We start from the raw sequence: 22,316 nt of genomic DNA, 5'->3' as shown, positions 1-22,316 counted from the left end.
TTCCTCCGCGGCCGGCCACGGCCCTCGCCGGGCTTGGCAACCGGCATCCAGCATCCAGCATCCAGCTTTCGCCCCACCCCGTGCCTCGCGCACGGGGCGGGGCTCGCAGTGAAGGGCGAAGTAGAGGATGAACGGCAGATCGAGCAAGTGGCTCGGCATGCTGCGACGAGGTACCGCGCTGACCGCGGCCGCGGTCATGGTCGGCACGCTCGTGCAGGGACTGACGGCACAGTCCGCCGCCGCGGCGGAGAACGGGAAGGGCCGCCCCGCGCTGCCGTCGTCCGAGCGGCCGGTTCCCGGCTCGGCCGGCAGCGTCAAACCCCGCACCCTGACGAAGGGGCCGCGCACCCCGGGCAGGGCGCCCGACGCGGTCTGGCCGGCGGCGGCGAGCGCGTTGGTGGAGCTGCCCGCGGCGGGAAGCGGGAGCGCCGCGTCCACGGCGCCGCGGGCCAAGGGATTCCCGCTGTCGCTGGACGTCCCGCCGGGGGCGGGCAAGAACTCCGCCCGGGGTGAGATCGAGGCCCGTGTTCTCAGCCGCAAGGCGGCCGAGGACGCCGGTGTCGACGGCGTGCTGTTCACCCTGCGGTCCGGCGGCGACCGGAAGCAGTCCCAGCCCGGCAGGCTGCGCGCCCGGCTCGACTACTCCGGTTTTGCGGGGGCGTTCGGCGGCGGTTATGCCTCCCGGCTGACGCTGGTGGAGCTGCCCGCGTGTGCGCTGACGACTCCGAAGGAGGCACGCTGCCGTACGAGCCTGCCGGTGGAGACCGTCAACGACGCCGGGAAGCAGACGCTGACCGCGCAGGGTGTGACGCTCGGTGCGGCCGCTCCGACGGTGCTCGCGGCGGTGGCGGAGGCGCAGAGTGCGAGCGGTGACTACACCGCGACGCCGCTGTCGCCCTCGGCGACCTGGAGCACCAGTCTGAACACGGGTGACTTCTCCTGGTCGTACGACATTCCGGTACCGGACGTGCCGGGCGAACTGGCTCCGAGTGTCGGTCTGTCGTACTCCTCGGGCTCCGTCGACGGGCGTACCGGCGTCACGAACAACCAGGCGTCGTGGGTGGGCGACGGCTTCAGCCTGTGGCCCGGTTCCATCGAGCGGCGGTACAAGCCGTGTGCGGATGACGGGGTGAAGAACGCGGACGGCAGCAAGCCCGGTGACCTGTGCTGGGCGTACGACAACGCGTTCATCACGTTCAACGGCAAGGGCGGCGAGCTGGTCCCCACCGGCACCGACTCGTGGAAGCTGAAGGACGACGACGGCACCAGGATCGACCGGCTGACCTCCGGCGACCGTGGCAACGGGGACAACGACGGCGAGTACTGGCGGCTGACCGACCCGGACGGCACGCGCTACTACTTCGGCTACAACCGGCTGCCGGGCTGGTCGGACGGCAAGCCGGTCACCAACTCCGCCTGGAACGTCCCCGTCTTCGGCAACGACTCCGGTGAGCCCTGCCATGCCGCGGCGTTCGCCGACTCCTGGTGCCAGCAGGCCTGGCGGTGGAACCTGGACTACGCCGTCGACGTGCACGGCAACGCCATCGCCTACTACTACAACAAGGAGACCAACTCCTACGGCCGCAACCTGAAGGCCAAGGACAACACCCCCTATGTCCGCGGCGGCACGCTGGACCGGATCGAGTACGGTCTGAAGTCCTCCTCGATGTACGGCACGAAGGCGCTGGCCAAGGTCAGCTTCACCGACGCCGAGCGCTGCCTGCCCGACTCCTCCACCACCTGCACCGACATCGGCAAGGACGCCGCCTACTGGTACGACACGCCGTGGGACCTGAACTGCGAGGCGGGCAAGGACTGCGACAAGGGCCGTCTCTTCCCGGTGTTCTTCACCCGCAAGCGGCTCAGCGAGATCACCACCCAGGTCTTCGACGGCAGCGCCTACCAGACCGTCGACTCCTGGAAGCTGACCCACCGGTGGGGCATGGCCGACACCGACTACCAGTTGCTGCTCGACTCGATCCAGCGCACGGGCCATACCGCGACCCCAGCGGTCACTCTGCCGAAGACCACCTTCGCGTACACCCAACTGGCCAACCGCCTGGACAGGACCGGTGACGGCTACCCGCCGTTCATCAAGGCCCGACTGTCCACGGTCGCCGATGAGTACGGCGGCCAGATCGACGTCAACTACTCCGCTCCGGCCTGTGACTTCGCCGCGCTGCCGACACCGCAGTCCAACACCACGCGCTGCTTCCCGCAGTACCTCGGCGGCAGTTCTTCGGCCGATCCGGAGCAGCAGTGGTTCAACAAGTACGTGGTCACGTCCGTGACGGCGACCGACCGCACGGGTGGGGCGCCGGACGAGGTCAGCACGTTCCAGTATCTGGGTGGTGCGGCCTGGCACTACGACGATGACGACGGGCTGACGAAGGAGAAGTTCAAGACCTGGTCGCAGTGGCGTGGTTACGGTCAGGTCCGGGTGCAGACCGGTGGCCAGGGCGGCGCGTCGGCGATGAGGTCGCAGGAGGACACGTACTTCCTGCGGGGCATGGACGGCGACCGCAAGGACGCCAGCGGCGGCACGAAGCCGGTGAGTGTGACCTTGGGCGCCGGTGAGGGCGATCCGATCACCGACCACGAGTCGGCGGCCGGCTTCGCCTACAAGTCCGTGCGCTACTCAGGGCCCGGTGGCAAGGTCCTGGAGAAGACGGTGGACCGGCCCTGGCTCCACCAGACGGCGAAGAAGACCCGCAGCTGGGGCACTGTCACCGCCAACTTCACCGGTACCAGGTCGACCTCGTCGTGGACGTCGCTGGACGACGGCGCGGGCACGAAGTGGCGCACCACCGAGGCCATCAACGAGTTCGACACGGTGGCCGGGCGCGTCACCCAGGTCGAGGACCGCGGTGACACGAGCATCGCGACCGACGACACCTGCACCCGCACCACCTACGCCACCAACACCACCGACAACATCCTCAACCTGCCCTCGCGGGTGGAGACGGTGGCGAAGGCCTGTAGCGCGAGTGCCGGCCGTCCCGCCGATGTGATCTCCGACGTCCGCACCGCCTACGACGGCGGCGCGTACGACGCGGCTCCCACCAAGGGCGACGCGACGGCGAGCGCGGCGCTGAAGGACTACAACGGCACCACCGCCCTCTACCTGGAGTCCGGCACCACGTACGACTCCTACGGCCGGGAGCTGACCAGCACCGACCTGACCGCCGACGTGACCGCCACGGCGACGGGGACGGTCACGCGCACAGCGCGCAAGGACGGCCGTACCACCACGACCGAATACGGTCCCGCGACCGGTTTCGCCACCACGGTGAAGGTGACCACGCCCCCGGCCAAGGCGGGCAACGCGACCACCGCCCAGACGACGACCACCACCCAGGACATCCTGCGCGGGGTGCCGGTGAAGGAGGCCGACACCAACAGCAACGCCGTCGACTACGCCTACGACGCCCTGGGCCGCACGGCCAAGGTGTGGCTGGCCGACCGGCTCACCGGTCAGACCCCGACCTACCAGTACACCTACACCGTCACCGACGGCCAGCCGGTCGCCGTGGGCACCAGGACGCTGGGCAACAACGGCGCCCAGCGCACCTCCTACACCCTCTACGACGGCCTCCTGCGCACCCGCCAGACCCAGGAGCCCGGCCCGGACGGCGGCCGTCTGCTGGCCGACACCTTCTACGACGAACGCGGCCTGACCGCCAAGGAGTTCGCCACCTACTACGCCACCGGCGCTCCCTCCACCACGCTGTTCAAGCCCGAGGACGCGCTGGGGGTGGAGAGCCAGAACCGGTACACCTACGACGGTCTGGGACGCGAGACGGAATCGAGGCAGATCGCCGGGAACGGCGACGGTGGCACCGTGCTGGGCACCACGCGGACGATCCACGGCGGTGACCGGACCACGGTGATCCCGCCGGTCGGCGGCACCGCCACCACCACCGTCACCGACGCCCGCGGCCGGACCACCGAACTGCGCCAGCATGTCGCCCGCAGCGCGGAGGCGGCCTACGAGACCACCAAGTACACCTACACCCCGCGCGGCGAGCTGCTGAGGCTCACCGACCCGGCGGGCAACAACTGGTCGTACACCTACGACCCGATGGGCCGGCAGCTGACGGCGACGGACCCCGACAAGGGCACCACCACCAACAAGTACGACGACCGCGGCCAACTGGTCACCACCAAGGACGCCCGCCCGGGCACCCCGGTCCTGTGGAACGGCTACGACGACCTCGGCCGCAAGACCGAACTGCGTGAGGGTTCGGTGACCGGCACCCTGCGCGCAGGCTGGACCTACGACACGGTCAGCGGCGCGAAGGGGCAGCTCGCCGAGTCCACCCGCTACGTCGACGGCGCCGCCTATACCACCAAGGTCACCCAGTACGACCGCCTCTACCGGCCGGTCAGGACCGCGGTGGTCGTCCCCGAGCGGGAGGGCGCCCTGAAGGGCACCTACCAGAGCGGTACCTCCTACCTGACCTCCGGGCTGGTCGGCGGCGTGAGCTTCTCCGCGGCGGGCTCGCTCCCGGGCGGCGGCCAGTCGTTCACGTACGATCCGGAGACGCTGCGGCCCATCTCCCTGCTGGGCGACGGCTTCAAGGCGGAGACCAGCTACAGCCTCACCGGCAAGCCCCTCCAGTACGCGATCTCCAACACCAGTGGCGGCAAGACCACCTGGGCCACCAACACCTACGAGTGGGGCACCCGGCGTCTGGCCACCTCCCGCGTGGACCGCCAGGACATCGCCGGGGTCGACCAGAACAGCACCTACCGCTACGACGAGGCGGGCAACGTCCTGTCCGTCTCGGACGTCTCCCGCTCCGGCACCGACAACCAGTGCTTCACCTACGACCACGTGCGCCGCCTGACCGAGGCCTGGACCCAGAACACCACAGGCTGCGCCACCGCACCCAGCGGCGGCGTGCTCGGCGGCCCGGCCCCGTACTGGCACTCCTACACCTATGATCTGGCGAACAACCGTTCGACAGAAACCCTCCACGACCCCACGGGGAACGCGGCCAAGGACGTCAAGCGCGCCTACGCCTACCCCGACGCGGGCAAGGACCAGCCGCACACGCTGAACTCCGTGACCAGCACCGGTCCCACGGGGACGGTGAAGGACTCCTACGGTTATGACGAGACTGGCAACACCACGGGCCGCACGGTGGGGGGCACCACGCAGAGCCTGGAATGGGACGCGGAGGGCCACCTGGCGAAGGTGACCGAACCCGTCGCGGGCGGCAGCGGCAAGGTCACCGAGTATCTCTACGACAGCGAGGGCAACCGCCTGATCGGCCGCACCCCCACCGGTACCACCCTCTACCTCGGCGCCACCGAGATCACCCTGGCCAAGGGCTCCACCACGCCCAAGGCCACCCGCTACTACGACCTCGGCGACGGCAACCAGGCCGTCAAGAGCGACGACGGCGCGGTCTCCTTCACCCTCGCCGACCACCACGGCACCGCGCAGCTCGCGATCGAGGCCGGTACCCAGAAGCTCACCCAGCGCCGCACCCTGCCCTTCGGCGGCACCCGCGGCACCGGGCCGGACTCCTGGCCCGGCACCAAGGGCTTCGTCGGCGGCACCGACGACACCCAGGTCACCGGCCTGACCCACCTCGGCGCCCGGGAACACGACCCCGCCACCGGCCGGTTCCTCTCCGTCGACCCCGTCCTGGACACGGGCGACCCGCAGAGCCTCAACGGCTACGGCTACGCCGGCGGGAACCCCGTCACCTACAGCGACCCGTCCGGGGCCATCAGGATGAACCCCGACGGCACGCAGTGCCGTGACGGCTGGGAGAAGTGCGGGCCCGGAAACGTCCGTAGCAGCGCGTCGAAGTCGAGCGGCTCCGAGGGTCCGGTCCGGGCCTGCCGGTGCGGATCACGTCCGGTGCTCGTCAAGGGCAAGACCAAGCCCACCGGCCTCGGCGGTACTCCGGGTCGCCGCAATCTCACGCCCTCGAAGTCGGCTCCCAAGGGCTGGCTGAAGACCGCCCCGCCCAGCCCCAAGCCCGAAGCCCGGAAGAAGTGGTACCAGCGTGCGGCCGACTCGTTCGCCACGACGCCCGGCGGCTTCAAGGAGAGGCTCCTGGGGGCGGCGTTCGGCGCCCTCGGGATGGACGACTCCAGAGGTTCGTGCGCCAGCCTGGGAGGAGGTTTCTTCGTCACCGGTGAGATCTCCGGCTGCCTCGTGATGACGAAGAGGCCGGACGGCCACGTGGACTTCGGGTGGACGAGGTCCGCCAGCGTCGGCGGGTTCGGCTTCGGAATCAGCGGTGACGTCTCCACGCTCCACAGCAACGCGGACGACATCGGCCAGTTCGCCGGAAACGGCCGCGACGTGGGAGCGTCCTTCTTCAGCGGACTCGGCGGCACGGTCAACCACGAGACCGCCATCGGCACGTACAACTCCCGGGGGGAGCAGGTGACCTCGCTTGAGCTGGGCATCGGCCTGGGTGTTGAGTACGAGGGATACGCCGGCGTGAACAGGACGTGGAGCGGCAGATGGTTCACCCGATGACAGCCAGAAGGGTCCGCACGTGTTCAGTCTGATCATCGGGATCGCCCTGATCGCCTTCGGGGTCTGCCTCATCGCGGACCTCGGGGGGATCGCGACCCGGATCCACGCCTTCTTCACCTCGTTCATGAACCCGGGACAGGCCACCACCGGAACCATCCGGCTGGTCGGGGTCTTCGCCGCCCTCGTGGGGGTCGTCTGGGTCGTGACGTCCTTCCCGCTCGGGTAGCGGGCCGTAGAGCGACCGAGGTGTGCCGGGGCAGCGCCCGGCACACCTCGGTCGTCGTATGCGGGCGGGGCGGAATACTTCCGGGACGGGGACGGTTGGGCAGGTATAGTTGAACCGTCAACAATTAGGAGGGTGAGTGGCCATGCAGTTCGGGATCTTCAGCGTCGGCGACGTCACGCCGGACCCCACCACGGGGCGTACGCCGACCGAGCGCGAGCGGATCAAGGCCATGGTCGCCATCGCGCTGAAGGCCGAGGAGGCCGGCCTGGACGTCTTCGCGACCGGTGAGCACCACAATCCGCCGTTCGTGCCGTCGTCCCCGACCACCATGCTCGGCTACATAGCGGCGCGGACGGAGCGGCTGATCCTCTCCACCTCCACCACCCTGATCACCACGAACGACCCGGTGAAGATCGCCGAGGACTTCGCGATGCTCCAGCACCTGGCCGACGGGCGGGTGGACCTGATGATGGGGCGCGGCAACACCGGGCCGGTCTACCCCTGGTTCGGGAAGGACATCCGGCAGGGCATCAACCTCGCCGTCGAGAACTACTCCCTGCTGCACCGCCTGTGGCGCGAGGACGTCGTCGACTGGGAGGGCAAGTTCCGCACGCCGTTGCAGGGCTTCACCTCCACGCCCCGCCCGCTGGACGGCGTACCGCCCTTCGTCTGGCACGGCTCCATCCGCTCCCCGGAGATCGCCGAGCAGGCCGCGTACTACGGCGACGGCTTCTTCCACAACAACATCTTCTGGCCGGCCGACCACACCAAACGGATGGTCGAGCTGTACCGGAGCAGGTACGCCCACTACGGGCACGGCACGCCCGAGCAGGCGATCGTCGGGCTCGGCGGCCAGGTGTTCATGCGGAAGAACTCCCAGGACGCGGTGCGCGAGTTCCGTCCCTACTTCGACAACGCGCCGGTCTACGGCCACGGGCCCTCCCTGGAGGACTTCACCGCCCAGACCCCGCTGACCGTCGGCTCCCCGCAGCAGGTCATCGAGAAGACGCTGTCCTTCCGCGAGTACGCCGGCGACTACCAGCGCCAGCTGTTCCTGATGGACCACGCGGGCCTGCCCCTGAAGACCGTGCTGGAGCAGATCGACCTGCTCGGCGAGGAGGTCGTGCCGGTGCTGCGCGAGGAGTTCGCCAAGGGCCGCCCGGCGGACGTGCCGGACGCGCCGAACCATGGCTCCCTGCTGGCCGCGAGCCGGTCCGGCGACGAGGAAGAGGTGAGCACCGTATGAGGCTCGTCGTCGTCTCGGCGGGGCTGAGCGTCCCGTCCTCCACGCGGCTGCTGGCCGACCGGCTGGCGGCCGCGACCGCCGAGCACGCCGGGGCGCCGGACACGCGGGTGATCGAACTGCGGGACCTGGCCGTGGAGATCGCCCACAACTTCACGGGCGGCTTCCCCGGCCCGGCCCTGGCGGACGCGCTGGACGCGGTCGCGGAGGCGGACGGGCTGATCGTCGTCACGCCGGTGTTCTCCGCCTCCTTCAGCGGACTGTTCAAGTCCTTCTTCGACGTGCTCGGGGTACGGGACGAGGGCGCGCTGGCCGGCAAGCCGGTACTGATCGCCGCGACCGGCGGCACCGCCCGGCACTCCCTGGCCCTCGACCACGCGCTGCGCCCGCTCTTCGCGTACCTGAAGGCCGTCGTCGTCCCCACCGGCGTCTACGCCGCCTCGGAGGACTGGGGCGCCGAGGGCCTGCCCGAGCGGATCGCGCGGGCCGCGCGGGAACTGGCGGCGCTGATGAGGGGGCTGTCGGCGGGGCGGCGGCCGGAGCGGGCCGCCGTGCCGGAGCAGGCCGCGCCCGCGCAGGCCGGCGGGTTCACGGTGGTGCCGTTCGAGGAGCAGCTGGCGGCGCTGCGGAAGTGACGCGTATCCGCTGCTCGGGAGGGCCGCGGGCGGGCGGGCGCCGCCGTCGATGGTGAGAGGACGGTAGGCGACCCGCCGCGTTGCCTCCGAGTCGGTGAGAGGCGGGTAAAAAGGGTGATCGTAGGCCCATTCGTCTCCGTCGCGGGCCCGCGGCCTTGGCAGACTGGACGGGTGCCTCAGACTCTGCTCCTCGCCGAAGACGACCGTGCCATCCGTCACGCCCTGGAGCGTGCCCTGACACTGGAGGGCTACGACGTGACGGCGGTCGCCGACGGCGTCGAGGCACTCGCCCAGGCCCACAAGAGCCCGCCGGACGTCCTCGTCCTCGACGTGATGATGCCGGGCATCGACGGGCTCCAGGTCTGCCGGGTGCTGCGCGCCGAGGGCGACCGCACCCCGATCCTCATGCTCACCGCCCTGGTGGAGACCGCCGACCGGATCGCCGGCCTGGACGCCGGTGCCGACGACTACGTCGTCAAGCCGTTCGACGTCGAGGAGGTCTTCGCCCGGTTGCGCGCCCTGCTGCGCCGCACCAGCCCGGTCGGCGTCGGCGCGGGCGGCGCGGGGGACGTACCGGCGAAGGAGCCGCAGGCGCCCGAGCGGCAGATCGAGGCGGCCGGGATCCGCATGGACCTCCAGGCCCGCCGGGTGTGGCGGGGCACGCGCGAGCTGGAGCTGACCCGCACCGAGTTCGAACTCCTCGAACTGCTCGTCCGCAACGCGGGGATCGTGCTGGACCACTCCACCATCTACGACCGGATCTGGGGCTACGACTTCGGCCCCGGCTCCAAGAACCTCGCCGTCTACGTCGGCTACCTGCGCCGCAAGCTCGACGAGCCGAACGCGCCGCAGCTGATCCACACCGTCCGAGGCGTGGGCTACGTGCTCCGGGAGGACTGAGTGGGCCGCCTCGCGCGGCTGCTGGACAGACCGCGGCCCCGGCTGTCGTCGCTGCGGACCACGTTCGCGGTGTCGTTCGCCGTGGTGACCGCCGCCGTCACCGTCCTCGTCGGCATCCTGTCGTACAACTCCGCCGCCCGGCTGGTGCGGGTGGACCAGCAGTCGGTGTTCACCCAGGTCGTGCAGGACGTACGGGACGAGGTACGGCGCTACCAGCTGATGCCCGCGGACTTCACCTCCTCCCGCCCCGGGCACGAGCTGGTCCGGCCCAACCGCACCAACGTGCAGGTGCTCGGCGCGCACGGCGAGATCGTCGACCACGGCACACCGCCGCTGCCCGTGACCGCCGGGGACAAGGCCGTCGCCGCCGCCGCGAAGGCCGGCAAGGCCGTCCAGTACAAGGACGTGCACGTCAAGGGCGAGGTGTACCGGATCGCGACCGTCGCCCTCGGCAAGGGCCACGGCGCCGTGCAGGTCGCCCAGGAGTTCAGCGACACCGAGGACCTGCTGCGCGCGCTCCAGCAGCGCACGCTGATCCTGATGGGCGCCGTGGTGGTCGCCGCCGGCCTGTGCGGCTGGTGGCTGGCCCGCCGCATCACGCGCCGGCTGGTGATCCTCACCTCCGCCGCCGAGGGCGTCGCCCGCACCCGGAGGCTCGGCATCGAGGTGCCCGTCACCGGCTACGACGAGGTGGGCCGCCTCGGCCGCTCCTTCGACCGCATGCTGGGCCGGCTCGCCCAGTCCGAGGAGGACCAGCGCCGCCTGGTCCAGGACGCGGGCCACGAACTGCGTACGCCGCTGACCTCCCTGCGCACGAACATCTCCTTGCTGCGTCGCATCGACGAACTCCCGCCCGCCACCCGCGAGGAACTGGTCGCCGACCTGACCCAGGAGGCCCGTGAGCTGACCGACCTGGTCAACGAACTGGTCGACCTCGCGGCCGGGCAGTCCGACACCGAGCCCGTGCAGCGGGTCGACGTCGCCGACATCGCCGAGGACGTCGCGGGACTGGCGCGCCGGCGCAGCGGACGCGACATCGTGGTCCGCTCCAGCGGCGACACCACGATCCAGGGCCGGCCGGGCATGCTCCAGCGGGCCATCTCCAACCTCGTGGAGAACGCCACCAAGTTCGACCGCGGCGGCAGGGCGCCCATCGAGATCGCCGTCGCCGGGCCCGCCCGGCCGGGCATGGTCCGCGTCGAGGTCCTCGACCGCGGGCCCGGTATCGCCGCGGGCGACCTGATACGCGTCTTCGACCGCTTCTACCGCGCCGCCGACGCCCGCTCCCTGCCCGGTTCCGGCCTCGGCCTGTCCATCGTCCGCGAGGTGGCCCTGGCCCACGGCGGCGCGCCGTTCGCCTTCCGCCGCGAGGGCGGCGGATCGGTGATCGGGTTCACCGCGGGCGCGGAACGGGGCCACCACGACACGGGCGGAACGGCGACCGGATCCCGCGGTCCGGGCCGGGACCCGAGCCGCGGCACCTGAGACGGGACACCGCCCGGGGCCGTGACGGCGACGGGATCCGCCCTCTAGTGCTGCGACCGGAAGGAGGACGCGTCGGTGTACTCCCCGGCCGGCCGGGACTCCTTGCGGCGGGCGAGGGACGGCAGGGCGGGCGCGGTAAGGAAGCCCTCGGCGCGGGCGCTGGCGATCCCGATGCGTGGGATGTCGCTGCTCTTGGCGAACAGCAGGAAGCGGGGCTCCCAGACCGGCCGGTACTTGGCGTTGGCGCGGTACAGCGACTCGATCTGCCACCAGCGGGAGAAGAAGGTGAGGACCGAGCGCCACAGCCGCAGCACCGGCCCGGCGCCCAGCCGCGCCCCGCGTTCGAAGACCGAGCGGAACATGGCGAAGTTCAGCGACACCCGCCGCACCCCGAACTCCTCCGCGCGCAGCAGAAGTTCGACCACCATGAATTCCATCAGGCCGTTCTCGCCGTCGCGGTCGCGGCGCATCAGGTCCAGCGACAGCCCGTGCTCGCCCCACGGGACGAAGCTCAGCAGCGCCCGCGGCACCCCGTCGGCGTCCCGGCACTCCAGCATCACGCAGCGGCCGTCGGCCGGATCGCCCAGCCGTCCCAGCGCCATGGAGAAGCCGCGCTCGGTGGCGCCGTCGCGCCAGCCGTCGGCGCGCTCGACGAGCAGCGCCATCTCCTCGTCGGGGATGTCCTCGTGCCGGCGGACGCAGACGGTGTAGCCGGCCCGGCGGACCCGGTTGTGGGCCTGCCGTACGACGCGCATGGCACGCCCCTCCAGCCCGAAGTCGGCGACATCGACGACGGCCTCGTCGCCCAGTTCGAGGGCGTCCAGGCCGTGCCGGGCGTAGATCGTGCCGGCCTCCTCGCTCGCGCCCATCACGGCGGGCGTCCAGGCGTGCCGGCGGGCCTCGGCCAGCCAGGCGTCGATGGCGCCGGGCCACGCCTCCGGGTCGCCGATGGGGTCCCCGGAGGCGAGGCTGACCCCGCCGACGACGCGGTAGGTGACGGCGGCCTTGCCGGTGGGGGAGAAGATCGCGGCCTTGTCGCGGCGGAGCGCGAAGTAGCCGAGGGAGTCCCGCTCGCCGTGTCCGCCGAGCAGTGCGCGCAGCCGCTTCTCGTCCTCCTCGCCGAGCAGGGCGCGGCCGCGGGGGGAGCGGAAGCAGGCGTACAGGACGAGGAGGGAGGTCGCCGCCATCGAGAGGTTGATGGTGATGTCGACCCAGTGGGGCGCGTGCACGGCCGGGACGCGGTCGGCGAGCGGGCCGACGCTGACGCCGCGCAGCAGGACGTAGCCGATCCGCTCGGTCAGGGAGGCGCCGCCGTGCGCCCTGTTGGTGGCGTCCACCAGCCAGGTGCCGAGGCCCGCGCTGACCAGGACGCCGCAGGCGCCGACGGCGAGGGCGAGCCTCGGGTTGGAGCGGTCGCCGACGGCGTGGAACTCGCGCCGGCCGATCAGCAGCGCGGTCACGAAGAGGCCGGTGAGCGCGGCGGAGACCCAGTTGAAGACGTGGTCGTGGAACCGGTCCTGGGTCAGCGCGAGGACGTAGAGGACGAACAGGGGCCCGGCGAGCAGCAGGTTGAACACCCAGGCCGCGCGTTTGCGGCGCCGCATCACCACGGCCAGGAACAGCGCGAGCACCGCCGAGACCAGGCCGGCGGTGGCCAGGTACGGCGTGAAGAACTCACCGCCGTTGTGTTCGTGGACCTCCTCGCGGAACGGCAGGGAGACCACGGCGACGATGTTGAGCACCGCGAGCAGCCGCAGGTACCAGACGGTGGCCGCCGCGGCCCGCGCCCGTAGCCGCAGGCCCGGCGGGGGAGAGGGGGAGGCGCCGGCGTCACGCTGGGCGGGGACGAGGAGCGACTGCTGTGCGGGCATGGGTGACACGTCACCTCGGAGCGGGCCGGGGAAGCCGGCGGGGACGGAACCGGCGGGAACAAAGGGGACAGCCGGAGGGTGGGCGGTCGTACGGCCAATGGCGATGGCACCGACCCTACGGTCTGTAGGGTAACCGGGATACGTCGGACCCTTGTCCGCCGAGCGTCTGGAAAAGGTAAGGAAAAGGAACGAAGGTGCGGGGTGGGGCGGGTCGGGCCCGGGGCCTACTCGGTGGGAAGCGAGGCGGGGGCGCGCCGGCCTTCGGCGGGAGCGGCCGCGCGTCTGCGGGACGCCGTCAGCAGCCAGGCCAGGTTGCCCACCGCCGCGCCGGCCGCCACCGTGGCGACGATCACCCCGGCCGTGGCGAAACCGGCCCGGAACAGCCGCGGCCGCGGGTTGAGGCTGTGCAGCCCGAAGCCGCACAGCAGATAGACCCCGACAGCGGCGACGGTGAGGCTGACGACGAGCAGGACGACGGTCGGACCGAGCCCGCCCTGCGCGTCCTTCCCGGGCGAAGCACCGGGCCGCCCCGTACCACGTGCCTCCTGCATGGGTCCCCCGTCGGTGGTTGAATGGCGAGCCGACCCCCTACAGTACGTAGGGCCGCTGCCGGAGGGAAACCGGTTCAGTCACCGGCCGTGTCCGAGCGCCACGTCATCGTCACCTTCAGATGCGCCTCCGCCTCCGACTTGGCGATGACCGCGCCCAGCTCGGCGTTGAACCGCACCCCGAACTCCAGGCCGACCTCGCTGGGCGGGCTCGGCATGTCCCGCAGCCGTCGCAGCGCGGCCCCGGCCGCGTTCCGGATCCGGTCGACGCCCTCCTCGAACGACGCCGCGGCGTCGGCCACCGCGTCGCCCGCGCGGGAGACCTCGACCACGCCCGGTTCGTCCTCCGCCACCTCCACGACCAGGAAACCGTCACCGTCCTGTGCCGGGAACCGCAGCAACCGCGTCATGTCCGCCGCCTCCTGATGCCTCGTCCGGCCCCGCGCACGGCCCCACGCTGTATGACCTGCGGCCGTCTTCCACTGGCGGGCCATTGCAGCCACCATGGAAGCGCACCCCGAGCCGCCAAACCACCACGTCAGGGGGAACCACGGTATGGCAGAGTCTGCGAAGGACTTCTGTTCCGACCTCGTCGATCTATCCGGGATCTCTTTGGCGGAGCTGCATTCCCGTGGCGATCCAGCGCTGCGAAGCGCGTTGAGCCGGGCGGAGTACCGGGCGAGCCTGGCCTTCGGAATCGCGGGAGAGTCCAACAGCGAAGAGATGAAATTCCTCCGCGGGCGCCGGCCGGATCAGTGGCGGCAGTGACCGCTGCGCCGCTGGACGCCCTGCGGATCTCCGAGGGGTCGCTCAGGGCCATAGCGGCGGGCAACGCGAACGAGGCGGACCTGAACCTGCTGTGCTCCACGCAGCGAAGCCAACTACTGCTGATCCTCCGGGTGTTGCTGGATCGTGCCGACACGGCGGCCTCGCGCGCCCGGCACCCCGGGGACGTTCCGTCGGCGCGGGCGGCCTGGGAACTGCTGTGCGCGGCGCAGCGACAGGACCCCGGCGCGGTCGAGACCGTGCTCGGCGATCCGACCGTCATGGCCTGGGCCCTGCGTCTGCTGCGGCGGATCCGCGCCACGGATGCCGCGGCACTGTCCTCGGCTCCGCTGTGGGCCGATCTCGGTCAGTTCCAGGCGCTGGCCGCGGCCGCGGCCGCCCGCGCCGGGGTGTCCGCCGTACTGCGGGTGCCCGCCCACCGCGGCATGGTCTGGTTGCCCGGCGCGGGCGTGGCGGGGCCGGTGTCCCGCCGCCGGTGGTCCGAGGCGGAGGTACGGGTGGAGGGCCGGGGCGTCGTCGTGTCCGGGGAACTCACGCGAGTGCGGCTGCCCGGCACCCTGACCGAGCCGCTGCCGGGGTGGCGTCCGCTACGGGTGGTGCCCGGCCGGAAGGCCGGTGATGTTGCCGGCGGGGCCGCAGCCACGCCGTGGCTGGACACGGTGACGCCGTACCGGGACTTCACGCGGTACCCGAGGTCGCCGGGCAGATCCGGTGAGCGCCGCTTACGGCTGTGGGAGAACCGGCTCGCCGACGCCTACGCCCTGCTGGACGAGGAGTGCCCGCGGGACGCGGTCGCGCTGCGGGCGCTGGTCCGCACGCTGGTGCCGCGGTCGTTCCAGACGGCGCGGGGCGGACTGGTGGCCAGCGCCTCCTCGCTGGACGCCTTCGGCGCGGTCACCCTGTCGCTGCCGTACGACGCGACCCAGACCGCTTCAGTGCTGGTCCACGAGTCCCGGCACCAGCAGCTCAACGCCCTGCTCAGCCTGGTGCCCCTGGTACGCGACGGTGCGGACCGGCTCTACTACGCGCCGTGGCGCAGCGACCCCCGGCCGCTGCTCGGCCTGCTGCACGGGGTGTTCGCGTTCTTCGGGGTTGCCCGGTTCTGGCGCACCCACCGGGCCCATGTGAGCGGGACCGAGGCGGAACGCGCCGCCTTCGAGTTCGCCGTGCTGAGGGAACAGGTGCGGGAGGCACTCGCCGGACTGAGGGACGACGTCCCGCTGACCGAGGCGGGGCGGATCGTCGTGGACGAGATGGCAGCGATCGCCGGCCGCTGGCAGGAGGACGAGGTGCCGGTCCGGCCGGGGGAACTGGCCCGGCACTACTGCGCGCTCCGACGTGCCGTGTGGCGGGCCCGGCACCTGGAGATCCCTCGGCCCGCGGCCCAGCGGCTGGCCGCAGCCTGGGCGGCCGGACGGCAGGCGCCCGAGCTTCCGGCACCGGTCCTGCGGCCGCGGCACGACCTGATCCGACTCGACATGTTCGGACCGCTGGTCCGGTACCGCCTGTCGGCGCCGGAGCTGTTCGCGCGCCGGCGGCGGGAGGAGAAGCACGGTGACCCGGAGCGCCGGGCCGAGTACGCGGTGATCGCAGGCGACACCGGCGCGGCCGCGCTCGGCTACGCGGAGTGGACCGCGCGGATTCCGCACGACGCCGAGGCGTGGATCGGAGCCGCCCTGGCGCTCCCCGAGCACGCCGGCACGCCGGGGGCGGCCCTGCTGCTGAGTCGGCCCGAGGTGGTGGTCGGCGCCCACCGGGCCGTCGCTGCCGCCGGGAGCGCCGTGCCCGCCGACGAACTCGCCGCATGGCTCGCCGCGGCGGATCCGGGCCCGGCCCGACCGGCCCCCGCCGGGGCGGGGCTCGCCGCGGACAGCGGATGACGGCCGTGGCAGGACGACCTCCGCGACGGCCGCCTGCACCGCGGTGGTCCGGATGTACTCGGCCGGGAGGCGTGTCACCGACCTCCCGGCCGAATACACCTAGAGCAGCAGCAGGTCGATGTCGGCGTTGGCCCTGAGGCCCTTCTCGGCGTCGAGCGTCGCGGGGTGGGAGGGGCCCAGGACTGTGCGGTACCGCTCCAGGGCCCGCGCGTACAGCCGCTCGCTCTCCTCCGTCCGCCGCAGCGCCTTCAGGTCGTAGCTCAGGTTGAGTTCCATGGCCAGGTTCGCCGGGTGGCTCACGCGCAGCCGCGCCGACGCCTCCACCACGGCCTCGTCCAGGGCATGCGCCTCCTCGGGGCGCCCCAGGGCGAAGTGGTCGCTGGCCAGGTTCATCCGGGCCAGCAGCGTCCGGGGGTGCTCTGCGCCGAGCACGCGGGTCAGGCCCTCCACCGCCTCGTCGTCCAGTTCCAGCGCGGCCTCGGGCTGCTGGAGCAGCCTGAGGGTGACCGCGAGGTTCATGGCGCAGGCGTAGCTGTGCGGGTGCTCCCGGCCGTACCTGCTGCGGTGTTTCTCCAGCACCTGCTCGCTCAACGTACGCGCCTCCTGCAGCTTGCCGATCTGCCGGAGGTCGTTGGCGTGGCTGGCCGCGGCCAGCAGGTAGGGGCGGCTGTCGGTGCCGGGCATCTCGGCGAGCAGTTCGAGGTACCGGCGGGACAGCGCGTAGGCACCCTCGTGATCGCCCTTCTTGCGGCGGGTCACACAGAGGTGGCGGTTCACCTGTGCGGTGAAGGGGTGCCGCTCGCCCAGCTTCTCGGTGATCTCCTCTGCCAGCAGCTCGTAACCCTCCAGCGCTTCCTCGTACCGGCCGACCTCCTGAAGGTCGAGCAGATGAGTCTCGCGGGTGGACAAGGTGTACATGTGGTCCTCGCCCAGGGCCTCGATCCTGCGCTGCCAGGTGTCGTAGTCGAGTTTCCGGGCCGCTTCCGAGTCACCGGCCAGGCGCAGGCTCACCGCGTAGTTGTGGGCGGCGAGGAGGGTTGCCGGGTCGTCCGCGCCGAACTCCCGCAGACTGGTCTCGAAGACGCGCTGGTCCATTTCCCGCGCCTCGTTGAAGTTTCCGCGATTGCGGTGGTGGATGGCCATGAAGCTCTGCGCCTGCAGCGTGTTTTCGTGCGCCCCGCCGAGGGCCGTGCGGTACCGCTCTACCAGCCCGGCCTGCAACTCGTACGCCCGCCGCAGATGGGTGCCCTGCTCGCGCAGCGCCTCGGCGATCTGCTGGTCGATGGCGAGGACCTCCTCGTGGTTCTCGCCCAGGGTTCCGCGCCAGATCCGCGCGGCTCGCTCGCCCAGTTCGAGGGCCGCCGCGTGGTCGCCGCGGGCGCGCAGGAACCACACCTCGTTCAGGACCAGACGGCGGGTCCACGGCTCCTCGCACTCCACCGCGTTGGACGCCCGCACGTGGGTGAGGAGAGCGGAGTAACGCGGCCAGTAGCTGGCACGCTGCGGGTTCCTGGGGTCGGCGTGCGCCAGCAGTTGGTGAGCCGCGTGCCGCATCGTCGCCCGCTCCTGCGTGTTCATCTGCTCGACGAGCACGCGCTGGACCAGTCGGTGCAGCTGAACCGTGTTCTGCCGGTGGTCGATCCGCGCCAGCGCGTACCGGCCGATCTCGCGGACCGCCCGACCCAGTTTGACCGGGTCGTCCAGGGCGGCCTGGAGTTCCTGCGGGACGGAGACGCCGCGCACCGCGGAGAACAGGTCCCACTCGATGGGCTCGGGAGCGAAGAAGGCGCAGACCTGGAGGAGCTGGAGGGCGTCGGGGCGGGTCTCGCGCAGCCGGCCGAGGGAGACGTTCCAGGCGGCCGCCACCGACAGCGGGTAGTCGCCGGGCGGCTCCGACTGCATCAGTTCGGTGAAGTTGCGCTCGTAGACCTCGAGGTACTGCTGCACCGGCATACCGGTCTCGGCCAGCCACACCGCGGCCTGTTCCACCGCGAGCGGCAGGTCGCCGAGGGCGGCGGCGAGGTGGTCCACGGCGTCGTCGGGCAGCTGGGGGCTGCGGCGGCGCAGCAGGGCGACGCTCTCGTCGCGTGCGAACACGTCGACCTCCAGCGAGCTGGCGTCGGTGGACCACTGGAAGTTCCGGGAGGTCACGACGATGCGTCCGGGCCCGTCGCTGGGGAAGTACTTGCGCGCCTCCTTGGGGTTCTCCGCGTTGTCGAACACCAGCAGCCAGTCGCGGTACGGCTCGCCCCGGCGCAGGGCGTCGAGCACCGCGGGCACCGCGCTCATCTCGGAACCCGCCTGGAGGCCCATCTGCTCGCCCAGTTCGATCAGCGACTGGACGATCTGGTTCTCCTGCTCGGACGGGATCCACCAGATGAGCCGGTAGTCCCGGCTGTGCCGGTAGACGTACTCGATGGCGATCTGCGACTTGCCGACACCGCCCATGCCGTGCAGGGCCTCCGGCAGGACCGCGGTGACACCGCTGCTCAGCCGTTCCTGGAGCCGTTCGAGCAGAGTCTCGCGCCCCGTGAAGTTCCGGTTCCGCTGCGGTACGTTCCCCCAGATGCGGGGCGGGTCGTGCGGGCTTCGCGGGCCCGTGGCAACGGGCAGACCGGCAGTCACGGCGATGCCTCCTTGTCGTGGACGCGCGGGCGCGGACGCGGGCGCGGGGGAGGGGGTGGGGGAGGAACTGGGCTGGGTGGGCGGAACGGGGGCGGACGACGGTTCCGCGGGTGAATTCCCCGCCGGTTGCGGGGCGTTCGCCGGTTGCGGGGCTTGAGGCGTTCGCGGCCCGTAATGTAGCGCGTCGGTGGGCGCAATGTTCAATTCTGATCGCATTTCTACGGATGAATACCCTGATGGCCGCTTGTGTCCTGGTATGGGCGCTGTGTCGGCGGCGGCCTTTCCGGCCTGGTGGGGGACGGCCGTGCGCTGGAGCAGCCGGCCCAGGTGGTTGGCACGAGCGAGGTAGGGTCCGGACACCGCGCACAGCGCCGTGTACAGGTGGCTGACGAACGGGCGGGTCTGCTCCGTCATCGGGGGGTCCGCCGGATCCCCCTCCGGGGCGACCAGCGCGCTCGCGCCCTCCCCCCACACCTCCTCCAGCACCGGTCCGAGATGGCGCCGGACCTCGTCCAGCGCCCGGATGGTCCCGGCCCGGCTGCCGAGGGCGAGCAGTTCCTCCCGTACGCCTTCCGCGAAGTCGAAGGACACCCGGTGGGGGTCCTCGACGTCCGCGGTGTCGTCGGTGCGGCGCACCAGGCCCAGCAGCACGATTTCGGCCAGGTTCCAGAATCTCGCGCCGGGCTGGGCCTGTTGGAGCAGCCGCATCACGGGGAGGTTCAGGGGGGCCGCGGCCAGGCGCTGGGCGAGGGCGTACGCCGCCGGGGAGGCGGTGGCGCGGAACCGGCGCACCGTGGTGGCGGCCCGCCTGGCCCGCCGGACGGCGGGCGACTCGTCCGCGCCGGCGCCGGCCCGCCGCGGTTCCGTGGGACGGGGCGGGTCCGTGCGGTGTGGCGCCGTCCGCTGATGTCCGGGGTGCGGAGGCTCCGCCACGATGGTGGCGAGCCGCTCGGGGACCGGGCCGATCACCGCCGAGCGCAGGTCCCGGTCCGGCGCGGTCCACAGCGCGGCCAGCCCGTGCCATTCGCCGCTGCCCGCCGCGGCCACCAGCCGGGCCCAGCGGGCCAGCGACGTCGGCCGCAGCTCGACGACCGGCACCGGGATCGCGGTCCCCAGGCCGGGGTGCGGCGCGAACTCCGGCTCGGGGCCCAGCGGGTCCGCGTGCGGGTGCTTCCACTCCGCGTCGTAGGAGCGGTTGGGTGCGGCGGGGGCGGGTGCCCGCAGACGGGTCCGGGTGACCGTGGGCAGCGTCAGGTCCCACAGGTGCTGGGGCAGCAGGCTCAGTACGGCGACGGGGGAGTGCCGGCCCAGCCCGTGCAGCAGCGCGGCCGCCCGGCCGGTGCGCCAGGCGCTGTGGCCGCCGTCGGTGACGACCAGCACCAACTGCCGTTCGCTCGGGTGCAGTTCGGCCGCCGCGAGGCCCGCCGTCGCCGCGTCGCAGCCGTCCGGGTCCCAGCGGACCCGCCGTACGGTGCGGAAGGCCGCCGTCTGCTCCATCAGCTCGGCGATCTGCCGTGCCGTGTGCGACCACAGGGCCATCGAGGGACTGTCGTCCACCAGCAGCAGCAGGTCCAGCCGCCGCTCCGGGACCGGCCGGCACACCGGTGTCCACACTCCGGCCAGCGCCGCCTGCTCGGCGGTCGCCTCCTCGTCCAGCTCCAGCTCGTGGGGCGAGGCGAGGAACAGGCGCAGCGGGCGCAGCGATCTGCCCAGAGCCAGGGAGTCGGCCAGCCGGGGGGACGCGGGCCAGCCGGCCTGCTCGGTGGGCCACTCGTCCGAGTGCGGTGCGGGGCGGGTCCGCGGACCGGCCGGCCTCGCCGCGGGGAGCGTGGCGAAGAGCGGGCGGGCAGCGTCCGTCAGGGTGGTCAGCCCCTCTTCCAGCAGGAGCAGTTCGTCGTCGGACCCGAGGCCGTGGCCGTCGTCCTGCGCCTCGGGCGGGCGGGAATCGTCGCCGGGCGGGCGGGAATCGTGGTCGGCGGTGCGGGAGTCGTCGTCGGGTGTGCGGGAGTCGCCCGGAGCCGGGGTCTCGCCGGCCCGGTGACGGTCGCCCATGCCGCCCTCGGGGTCCGGGGGCGTGCCGTCCCGGTCCTCGGGCGTGGCGGATCCCGCGGCCGGGTCGCCGCCGGGGTCCCCGGGCGGCCGGGAGGCGACGGGCCCGGGGGAGCCGTGGCGCTCCCACGGGGGCGGCCGTTCGCTGGGACGGTTCTCCCGGCGGGACCGCTCGCCGCGCTCCCGGGCCTCGCGGCCGGGCACGTCGAACAGCGGTACGGCCGCGTCCTGACAGGCCGCCAGGTACAACGCGTCGGCCAGTTCCGTCCAGGTCGGCAGCTCCCGGTCCAGGGCAGCCCGGCTTCCCCCCTCCGGCCGGTCGGGTGGGGCGGGGGTTCCGGGGGACACTGTCATCCGGCCCTCGTTTCCGCCCCCGCTCCGTCGAGCCGGTGCCACAGCGCGTCCACGAGGTGCTCCAGCGACTCCTCGTCCTCGCCGGGGAAACGGCCCGAGGTGGCCAGGAACACGGCGTTGAGCAGCTGGTCCACGGCGAGGCCGCCCCGCTCCCGGCTGTTGCGCAGGAACCGGTCGACCAGCTCGTCCGCCCGGGCGGAGTTCGCCGACCCCCGCGCCGCCTCCCTCAGATGGGCCGTGATCATGTCGACCAGCTGCGAACGGTCCGGGTCCGGCATCCGGAGCCGCAGACAGCGGCGGAGGAAGGCGGGTGGGAACTCGCGCTCGCCGTTGGAGGTGATCACCACGATCGGGAACGCCCGGCACTTGACGACGCCGTCGGCGATCTCGGCGCTGCGGTGCGGATCGTCGGTCATCACCGTCACCCTGGGGTGCAGGCGCCGGGCCCGGACCAGCTCGGTGACGGGGTACTGGCCTTCCTCGAAGACGCCGAGCAGGTCGTTGGCGAGGTCCTGGTCGCTCTTGTCCAACTCGTCGATCAGGAGCACCCGAGGCAGCTTGTAGGGCAGCAACGCCGTTCCGAGCGGGCCGAGTTGGAGGTAGTCGCCGATCCCGGGAAGGCCTTCCTCGCCCGGTGTGCGGCCCTGCGGAGCGCCGTGGCCCGCGCCGTCCGTGGCGGTCGCGCCGTCCGTGGCGTACGGCCGGTGCGCGGCGCGTAACGCCGCCGAGTCCTGGACCCGGCCGATCGCGTCGTACTCGTAGAGCCCGGAGCGCAGCGTGGTGCGGCTGGTGATGTGCCAGCGCAGTACGCGGCCCAGCTTCAGCTCCCGGCTGATGCGGTAGGCGAGGGACGACTTCCCCGTGCCGGGGCGGCCGGTGACGAGCAGCGGCCGGCGCAGCAGCAGGGCCGCGTTGACCATGTCGGCCTCGCGCCTGAGCTGGTCGGGACCCGTGGATAACGCCGAGACGCGGCCCAGCCGGCGCTCGATCTCCTCGTCGTCCGCCGGGGGCGGGTCGACCACGGGACCGCCGGTGAACCGGCGCCAGGGCGGCGGGGGCGGCAGGAGTTCGTCGAGGCTGGTGTCGTACAGGGGCTGCCCCGTACCGCGGTAGATCCACCACCGTTGGTCGGAGGCGCCCCGCACCGCACCGTCGGGCACGGGGCCCGCGGTGCCGTTCGCGTGCGGCCGCGGTGGATCCCCCGCCACC

The 22,316-nt window shown here is 72.2% G+C and carries 12 protein-coding genes; 7 read left to right on the top strand and 5 right to left on the bottom strand.

Annotated features, from left to right (window positions below):
- Nucleotides 1-127: 127 nt before the first annotated feature.
- From TNCT6_RS13005 to TNCT6_RS12980, 6 genes are all read left to right on the top strand, one after another.
- Nucleotides 128-6,505 carry an RHS repeat domain-containing protein gene (locus TNCT6_RS13005; protein WP_253266092.1) on the top strand — a complete coding sequence of 2,126 codons (6,378 nt, stop codon included), beginning with the start codon at nt 128-130 and terminating at the stop codon, nt 6,503-6,505.
- 19 nt (nt 6,506-6,524) lie between these two features.
- Nucleotides 6,525-6,731, top strand: coding sequence for a hypothetical protein (locus TNCT6_RS13000; protein ID WP_141359524.1), 207 nt, complete (start codon nt 6,525-6,527; stop codon nt 6,729-6,731).
- 142 nt (nt 6,732-6,873) lie between these two features.
- Nucleotides 6,874-7,977, top strand: coding sequence for an LLM class flavin-dependent oxidoreductase (locus tag TNCT6_RS12995; protein ID WP_141359523.1), 1,104 nt, complete (start codon nt 6,874-6,876; stop codon nt 7,975-7,977).
- Entirely contained in the window at nt 7,974-8,609 is a 636-nt protein-coding gene (locus tag TNCT6_RS12990) for a CE1759 family FMN reductase (protein WP_141359522.1), read from the top strand. Before TNCT6_RS12995 ends, TNCT6_RS12990 begins: the two co-directional genes overlap by 4 nt.
- A gap of 183 nt (nt 8,610-8,792) precedes the next feature.
- Nucleotides 8,793-9,509 (top strand): response regulator transcription factor, encoded by a 717-nt coding sequence (locus TNCT6_RS12985; protein ID WP_141366376.1) that lies wholly within the window; start codon nt 8,793-8,795, stop codon nt 9,507-9,509.
- On the top strand, nt 9,510-10,994 hold the full coding sequence (locus TNCT6_RS12980) for a HAMP domain-containing sensor histidine kinase (protein ID WP_141359521.1): 1,485 nt from the start codon (nt 9,510-9,512) through the stop codon (nt 10,992-10,994). It abuts the gene before it with no gap.
- Between the two features lie 44 nt (nt 10,995-11,038).
- Here TNCT6_RS12980 and TNCT6_RS12975 read toward each other — a convergent pair whose 3' ends face one another.
- From TNCT6_RS12975 to TNCT6_RS12965, 3 genes are all read right to left on the bottom strand, one after another.
- Complete coding sequence (locus tag TNCT6_RS12975) at nt 11,039-12,865, bottom strand: phosphatidylglycerol lysyltransferase domain-containing protein (protein ID WP_141359520.1); 1,827 nt, start codon at nt 12,863-12,865, stop codon at nt 11,039-11,041.
- Nucleotides 12,866-13,089: 224 nt separating this feature from the next.
- Complete coding sequence (locus TNCT6_RS12970; protein ID WP_141359519.1) at nt 13,090-13,416, bottom strand: hypothetical protein; 327 nt, start codon at nt 13,414-13,416, stop codon at nt 13,090-13,092.
- Between the two features lie 74 nt (nt 13,417-13,490).
- Complete coding sequence (locus tag TNCT6_RS12965) at nt 13,491-13,823, bottom strand: CU044_2847 family protein (protein WP_141359518.1); 333 nt, start codon at nt 13,821-13,823, stop codon at nt 13,491-13,493.
- Nucleotides 13,824-14,177: 354 nt separating this feature from the next.
- Between TNCT6_RS12965 and TNCT6_RS12960 the strand changes: the two genes are divergently transcribed.
- Complete coding sequence (locus tag TNCT6_RS12960; protein ID WP_172632888.1) at nt 14,178-16,079, top strand: HEXXH motif-containing putative peptide modification protein; 1,902 nt, start codon at nt 14,178-14,180, stop codon at nt 16,077-16,079.
- Nucleotides 16,080-16,178: 99 nt separating this feature from the next.
- On the opposite strand, the gene fxsT is transcribed toward TNCT6_RS12960, so the two are convergent.
- Nucleotides 16,179-21,107, bottom strand: a complete 4,929-nt coding sequence (fxsT, locus tag TNCT6_RS12955) for an FxSxx-COOH system tetratricopeptide repeat protein (RefSeq protein ID WP_253266091.1) — start codon at nt 21,105-21,107, stop codon at nt 16,179-16,181.
- Nucleotides 21,104-22,267 (bottom strand): AAA family ATPase, encoded by a 1,164-nt coding sequence (locus tag TNCT6_RS12950; RefSeq protein WP_253266090.1) that lies wholly within the window; start codon nt 22,265-22,267, stop codon nt 21,104-21,106. The genes fxsT and TNCT6_RS12950 overlap by 4 nt, the downstream gene beginning before the upstream one ends.
- Between the last annotated feature and the right edge of the window lie 49 nt (nt 22,268-22,316).

The organism is Streptomyces sp. 6-11-2 (genome assembly GCF_006540305.1).
In the GTDB taxonomy this organism is placed as follows: domain Bacteria; phylum Actinomycetota; class Actinomycetes; order Streptomycetales; family Streptomycetaceae; genus Streptomyces.
The sequence above is the reverse complement of the archived record's forward strand: the minus strand, read 5'-3'. Positions and strand labels throughout refer to the sequence as shown.

What these genes read in the sequence shown, in the direction of transcription:
- TNCT6_RS13005 (WP_253266092.1), top strand. Translation starts at nt 128, where the DNA reads ATGAACGGCAGATCGAGCAAGTGGCTCGGCATGCTGCGACGAGGTACC.
- TNCT6_RS12995 (WP_141359523.1), top strand. Translation starts at nt 6,874, where the DNA reads ATGCAGTTCGGGATCTTCAGCGTCGGCGACGTCACGCCGGACCCCACC.
- TNCT6_RS12990 (WP_141359522.1), top strand. Translation starts at nt 7,974, where the DNA reads ATGAGGCTCGTCGTCGTCTCGGCGGGGCTGAGCGTCCCGTCCTCCACG.
- TNCT6_RS12975 (WP_141359520.1), bottom strand. Translation starts at nt 12,865, where the DNA reads ATGCCCGCACAGCAGTCGCTCCTCGTCCCCGCCCAGCGTGACGCCGGC.
- TNCT6_RS12970 (WP_141359519.1), bottom strand. Translation starts at nt 13,416, where the DNA reads ATGCAGGAGGCACGTGGTACGGGGCGGCCCGGTGCTTCGCCCGGGAAG.
- TNCT6_RS12965 (WP_141359518.1), bottom strand. Translation starts at nt 13,823, where the DNA reads ATGACGCGGTTGCTGCGGTTCCCGGCACAGGACGGTGACGGTTTCCTG.
- fxsT (WP_253266091.1), bottom strand. Translation starts at nt 21,107, where the DNA reads ATGACAGTGTCCCCCGGAACCCCCGCCCCACCCGACCGGCCGGAGGGG.